The organism is Streptomyces sp. NPDC090045 (assembly GCF_044747975.1).
Lineage (GTDB): Bacteria > Actinomycetota > Actinomycetes > Streptomycetales > Streptomycetaceae > Streptomyces.
Genome location: NZ_JBIVFA010000036.1, coordinates 1 through 5,921, shown reverse-complemented (window position 1 = coordinate 5,921; position 5,921 = coordinate 1). Strand labels below are relative to the sequence as shown.

5 protein-coding genes and 2 pseudogenes are annotated in these 5,921 nt (G+C 68.3%); 5 read left to right on the top strand and 2 right to left on the bottom strand.

Annotation, left to right across the window (positions count from 1 at the left end):
* The 3 genes and pseudogenes from ACIPYQ_RS41085 to ACIPYQ_RS41075 all read left to right on the top strand — a co-directional run.
* A pseudogene (locus ACIPYQ_RS41085) lies at window positions 1-117 on the top strand (5-methyltetrahydropteroyltriglutamate--homocysteine methyltransferase); the annotation flags it as partial.
* 541 nt (window positions 118-658) lie between these two features.
* A complete protein-coding gene (locus ACIPYQ_RS41080) occupies window positions 659-922 on the top strand; it encodes a hypothetical protein (protein WP_401259790.1) in 264 nt (87 codons plus the stop codon).
* 172 nt (window positions 923-1,094) lie between these two features.
* Window positions 1,095-2,299, top strand: a pseudogene (locus ACIPYQ_RS41075) (IS3 family transposase).
* A 292-nt stretch (window positions 2,300-2,591) separates the two neighbouring features.
* On the opposite strand, the gene ACIPYQ_RS41070 reads toward ACIPYQ_RS41075, so the two are convergent.
* Together ACIPYQ_RS41070 and ACIPYQ_RS41065 are read right to left on the bottom strand one after the other, a co-directional pair.
* Window positions 2,592-2,792, bottom strand: coding sequence for a hypothetical protein (locus tag ACIPYQ_RS41070; RefSeq protein ID WP_401259789.1), 201 nt, complete (start codon window positions 2,790-2,792; stop codon window positions 2,592-2,594).
* Window positions 2,793-2,849: 57 nt separating this feature from the next.
* Window positions 2,850-3,707 (bottom strand): ISAs1 family transposase, encoded by an 858-nt coding sequence (locus ACIPYQ_RS41065; RefSeq protein ID WP_401259787.1) that lies wholly within the window; start codon window positions 3,705-3,707, stop codon window positions 2,850-2,852.
* A 984-nt stretch (window positions 3,708-4,691) separates the two neighbouring features.
* Here ACIPYQ_RS41065 and ACIPYQ_RS41060 point away from each other — a divergent pair.
* Window positions 4,692-5,228, top strand: coding sequence for a hypothetical protein (locus ACIPYQ_RS41060; RefSeq protein ID WP_401259785.1), 537 nt, complete (start codon window positions 4,692-4,694; stop codon window positions 5,226-5,228).
* Window positions 5,229-5,266: 38 nt separating this feature from the next.
* Entirely contained in the window at window positions 5,267-5,830 is a 564-nt protein-coding gene (locus tag ACIPYQ_RS41055) for a hypothetical protein (RefSeq protein WP_401259783.1), read from the top strand.
* Window positions 5,831-5,921: the final 91 nt, after the last annotated feature.

Here is a 5,921-nt window from a genome sequence, read left to right as displayed (position 1 = left end):
GACTGCGGCTTCTCACCGTTCGCCGACGACACGTCCACCTCCCGCGACCTGGCCTTCGCCAAGATCGAAGCACGCGTACGAGGAACCGCCCTGGCGGTTGAAGCCCTTGGGCTGTGAGCCGGGTGCGGACCTAGGAGCCGTACGGGAGCCGGGCCCTGGCGGCAGACCAAGGTCCGGCTCCCGCGCGCGCCTGGTACGGGTACCAGGCCGGGGAGAGCCGGCCTTGCGCCTGCGGACCGGCCGGGTGCTGGGCGGTGTGACCCGGCGGCCCTGTGGTGTTTCGTCCGGTCGGGTGGAATGATCACCGCGAACGTTCCGGTACCGGGGATTGCCGCAAGCCCGCCCTTTACATTCCCGGGCATGAGCTCAAGTGACCATGTGTCCGTGGACCAACGCGGTTCCTCGCCACCACAGCTGGGGCCGCCGTGTTCCTGGCGGGAGCCTGGTGGGCCACCCCTTCGAAGGCGTATGCGGCCGATTCCTCGCTGCCGCGCCCCGGGCAATAGTTCCGATGTGCCAGCACAACACGCCAAGTGTTCCTGCGTATCCTTGCCGGAGCGGGCTCCGTCGACATCGGCTGCGCGATTCGGAGCGCGTCGAGACCGATTCAGGTGATCGCTCCGGGTGGTCCTGGCGGCTGCGGGTGCTCGACCACCGGATGCAGGGCGAGAGTACGCAGTTCGGCCGGGTCGTCATCGTCATCACCGAGGTGACCGACCCGCGCGCAGCCGCCCTGCGCCTGGTCGACGCGGCGGCTCCGCGCTATGAGCTGCGCCTGGTCTGCCCCCGCCTCGCCGTCCAGGTCGAGCACCTACGTGTTGGCCTCCTGGACCGGTTCGGCCCCGGTGTCCCCCGGGCCTGGGCTCTGTCCTCACGTCCCGAGGGCCCCTCACCCGCGCCACCACGGAACCGCTGGTCTTAGTACTGCACCGGTGTTTGCCGTGACGGTTGGGCAGGTCGGTCGTTGTGCTGTTCACGGGTGGGGAACTTGCTGATGTCCGGTCGTGGGCTGGTGAACTGAAAGCGGGCCTTGACCCCGGATCTTGGACACCGGAGAGACTTGGATCTCGATGGTCCAGGAGAACGGAGTCCCCGTGGGGATGAAGCACTACCCCGCCGAGTTCAAGGCGGACGCGGTCGCGTTGTACCGGTCGCGGCCGGGAGCGACAGTCAAGTCGGTCGCCGCTGATCTCGGGGTGAACACCGAGACGCTGCGAAACTGGATCCGGGCCGCCGACGGGCGCCGCCCCAAGCGCCCACTCCGCGCCGCCGGCCGCTGGGCAGGCCGGCGGTGACGACGTTCAGGCGGAGCTGGCCGCCGCCCGGAAAAGAATCCGCGAGCTGGAGGAAGAGCGCACATCCTCCGTAAGGCGGCCCGGTATTTCGCGGGAGAGACACGCTGGTGAACCGCTGCCAGTTCGTTGACGATCACCAGCGCCGGTTCGGCGTGAAGCGGCTCTGCGACATTCTCAGGCTCTCCCGGTCGAGCTTCTACTACTGGCGCCGCACCGCGGCGGCAAGGGCGGCCCGGCAGATCGCCGAGGACGGGCTCGCGGCCCGGATACGCAAGGTCCACCAGGACTCCGACGGCACCTACGGCGCCCCCAGATCACCGCCGAACTCCGCGACGAGGGCGAACGGATCAACCACAAACGCGTCGCCAGGATCACGCGGACCATCGGACTCGATGGAGTCCGTCTGCGCCGCCGGCACCGGACCACAGTCGCGGACCAGGCCGCGCCGAAGGCCCGGATCTGATCGGACGTGACTTCACCGCGGCCGCGGTGAACACGAAGTACGTCGGCGACATCACATATCTGCCGGTCACGGCGCGAAGCCGCTCTATCTCGCGACCGTCATCGACCTGTGCCCACGCCGGCTGGCCGGGTGGGCGATCGCCGATCACATGCGAACCGAGCTCGTCAACGACGCCCTGGCTGCAGCCGAGCGGACCCGCGGGAGCCTGACCGGAGCGGTGATGCACACCGATCACGGCTCGCAATATACGAGTCGGGCCTTCGCTGAAATCTGCAGGTCAGCAGGGATCCGGCAGAGCATGGGTGCGGTCGGGTCCAGCGCAGACAACGCCGCCGCTGAAAGCTTCAACGCTGCCTTCAAGAGAGAGACACCCAGGGGCCGCAAAGGCTGGCCGGACGAGCGCGAGGCGCGGCTCGACGCCTTCCGCTGGCTGACCCGATACAACACCCGACGCCGGCACTCCCGGCTCGGTCAGCGATCTCCGATCGCCTTCGAGAACGCCTTCCAATCACAGTCAACTACCCTGGCCCGAGCCGCATAGACGTGTTCAAAATCCGGGGGCAAGGCCCGGATACCTCAGGCGCCGTGGCCTGGCTGATCGAAAGCCTGCGGAAGTCGCGAGCCGACGAGAGGACTATCGCATGGCTACTGAACTTGATTGGGTGATGTCGGGGTCGTTTGCCTGATCGTTGATCAAGGTCCGCGTGGTGGGGAACCGGGCATGCGCAGCCTCCGTCCGAAGCCAGCGGATCACCGGCTGTGTCCACAAAACTCCGATGATCAACGGTATTCGTAACCTGTCCACGCACCACCCCCAGCCAGGGCAGCGTGAGTCAGCTCGGCTCGACCGGCGCGATGCAGTGGACCTTGACGTCGAACAGTGCCAGTCCGGGGTCAGCGCCAACTTCACGGAAGAGCCGGAGTGCTGCCGGGCCATCCGGGGCTGCGCGCATGGCGTCCAGGGCGGCGCGGTCCCGCCACAACGTCTGAATACGCCAGCGTCCGTCCTGTCCGCTCAGCAGCTCGGTTCGCACCAGCCCATCGGGTAGAGGGCAGCGACAAGCTCAAGGTAGGCCGCGACAAGGTCGGCTTCACGCTCGGGCGCGACGACGGCGCTGACCTCGGTCAATACCCAGGGGTGTTGCAAAGTCGGGTGATCTCGTGAGTACGCTGGTCAGGCGATGCCCAGGAGGTCGAGCGGGCGGGTGAAGGGCTCGTAGGAGGCGTGGCGGAGGCCGGCGGCGATGTTGCGGTACCCGGCGGTGCGGAGGGGCGTTGATCGCCAGGTTGCGAAGGGTTGCCATGTTCTCCGGGCCGTGGCCGGTGCGGATCTTGGAGGCGTCCTCGGCGAAGGTGGTGTCGCGGACGCAATGGAGCCGGTTCTCGATGGTCCACTGAGACCTGGCGAGTCGGCCGAGCCGCTCGGGTGAGGCTTCCTGCGAGGTCAGGTCGGTGATCGCGTCGACGGTCTGGCGGCTAACGGTGCCGGTCGCGAGATTGGTGCGGTGGCGCAGGATGCGCGCGGCCTGGACGGCGTGGGGGAAGTTGAGGCCGAGGCCGGTGACGGTGAGCGCTCTGGTCACGCGGGTCTCCCGGCGGCCGTGGCCGATCTCGCGGTCGTAGCGGCGCGCGGTGACGTCGTTCCATGGCAACGCCCGGAGTCGGCGGTGCAGTTCGGGCTGGTTGGCCTTGACCGTCAGCAGGTAGTGGGCCTTCTTCTCCTCCACCAGGAAGCGTACGTGGCCGCGCTGGGTGTGCAGGGCGTCGGCGGTGACGGTGACCCCGGCAAGGTCGTGGCGCTCGAGTAGGGCGGTGAAGCAGGTGATTTCGTTGGTCTTGTCGGGAACTCGCAGCTGGGTGATGGTGCGGCCGTCAGCGGTCATCGCGGCCAGCAAGTGTGCGGCGGGCACTTCGCCGTGCCGGGAGCCGCGGGTGGTCTTGCCGTCCACGTCACCGAGTCCGAGCCGGCGGGATCGGTGCCGGTCAGATCGGCGAGGCCGCCGGGGCAGGCCAGGCCGATGACCCGCCGGATCGTGGCGGCACTCGGCGCGACGTGTACGCCCAGTGCGCCCACGACCCGAGTGCCGAGTCGGGCCAGGGTGTGCTGCGGAGCGTTCGCGGACCACTGGCCGATGGCCGCGTACGAGCTCGCCCGCCAGCGACTACCGCCGAGGCGGCGACCAGCAGCACTGCCGCGAACGGGTGACGCACCCCGCGACGTCGACGCGGATCGGGCAGCAGCCGCAGCCGTTCCACCAGCGGCAATCCCGCCACGTCGGCCAGGGCGGGCGACTTCATCAGGCAGACGGTGGCAGACTGGCAACACATCGAAGCTCCGGTGGTGCGAGGCGACTTGGGAAGGTCACCCCGTTCAACCAGAGCTTCGTTGCGTTCGTGACGGGCCGACCCGCGCTCCTCACCCCGCCGTAGCCTGCGGACTCATGCGCTCAGGTGGGGCGGGTCGGTGGCGCGGAAACGTCCAGGTCCTAGAACGACCCGACGATCTACCACTCCGTCGACAACGAGTGCCGAGCAGCCGACTCCACCTGGACCAGGTGCGACACCTTGCCCTCGTCCCCGTGCGCGTCCGACAGACGCGAACCAACCACCGCCCGAACCGGCACCGCAGTCGTCATACTGCCCACGGGTAGCCCCTTCCGGTGCTGCCTTCGATACGTGGCGGAAAGTCTGCTCTGCCCCGCCCGGCCGCCTTACCGGCGGACTGCACAAAGAACCGGCCGGACGGCGCGGTTGGTGTGCGTCGAGGACTGTGACTGGGGCCGCAGCATCTCGGTTCGACAAACAGTGGTATCGGACCTGCTACGGAACGCCGGAGGATGGCATCCTTTTGAAGCTGCGACCGCTGCCCGCCAGATGGGTCCAACTGGCTTACAGCGATGCGACCTTGGCGTTCCGGGGGCGGGGAGGGATTCATGAGCATCCTGGGCATGGCTCGCGCCACCGAGGTGGTTCAGCCAGCCGCCCGTGGCGGGAGGTCGCCCGAGCCAGCCGCACCGGGCGGGAACGCGGCGGTGACCGCGGCGGAGTCGGTGATGACATACATCCCCACTGAGGTTGTGACCGCGTACGTCGCGGTGCTCGGGATCCTGGACGCACCCGTCGGTCATTCGCAAACTCCGCAGTGGGTGGTGTTCTGGCTGTTCCTGGCGATCACGCCGCTCGCCGTCTGGGCCGCGATGGCACAGCGTGAAATGGCAAAGGGCCGCCGGGTGCCGATCCATCCGGCGGCATGGCCCGTCCACACGGGGTTCAACATCGTGGCCGCGACCGCCGCCTTCGCGCTGTGGGGATTCTCGCTGCCCGGATCCCCGTTCGCGGGTTTCGGCTGGTACAGCCCGAAAATCGGCGCCGCCGCGCTCATTCTCGGATCGCTCGTCCTGGGCCTGATCTCCCCGCTCTTCCGCGCGAACTCGGCCGCGCGGAGGCGTCCGGCCGAGGGGACCTCCTAGCTGTTCGCAGATCGTGAGACGGGCCGAAAGGGGATCTGGTGGCCGAATCGGATGTCGACGCCGACGCGTTCATCCGTCTGGAGTGGATCTGCGCCGCGTGCGCGGCGGACGTGGACGTACCCGTCCAGGTCGTCCTTACGTGCAATCAGGCGGACGACGTCCGGCCGATGGTGCCGACCCCCGCTACCTGTCCCGAATGTCATACCGAGGGGCCTCACCAGCCTCCCCTGCTGGTCCTCGACCTCGCCGGAGTGAAGGCGATCCTCGTGGAGCGGACCTCCCAGCCGATCGCCTCAGCGGTCACCCGGCCCTGTCACCTGCTTCCGCGTCTTCCCCATGTGGACGCACGTGTACGGGAGCACGATCCGATCGTTCATCTCTCCCGCGAGGAGGCGGAGCGTCTGGTGAACGATGGAACGGGTTCCGTCCGATTCGCGGAGCTTCGGGGAGCGGCGAACCGGATCCAACGGGTGCGCGCTGCGCTGGAGACCGCGACGAGCGCCTCGTCCCAGGTCGCTCTGGCCGAGGTGGTCGCCACGTACCCGGAACTGCGCACGCGGGAACCTCTCGCGGAATGGCAGGCGCACGGCGAGGTCGACTAGGCCGTTTCCTTCAGATCATCGGATCGTTGGTTGATGTGTGTCGTTGACTGACGCCCAGTGGGCACGCATCGAGCCGTTGTTGCCGGACCGG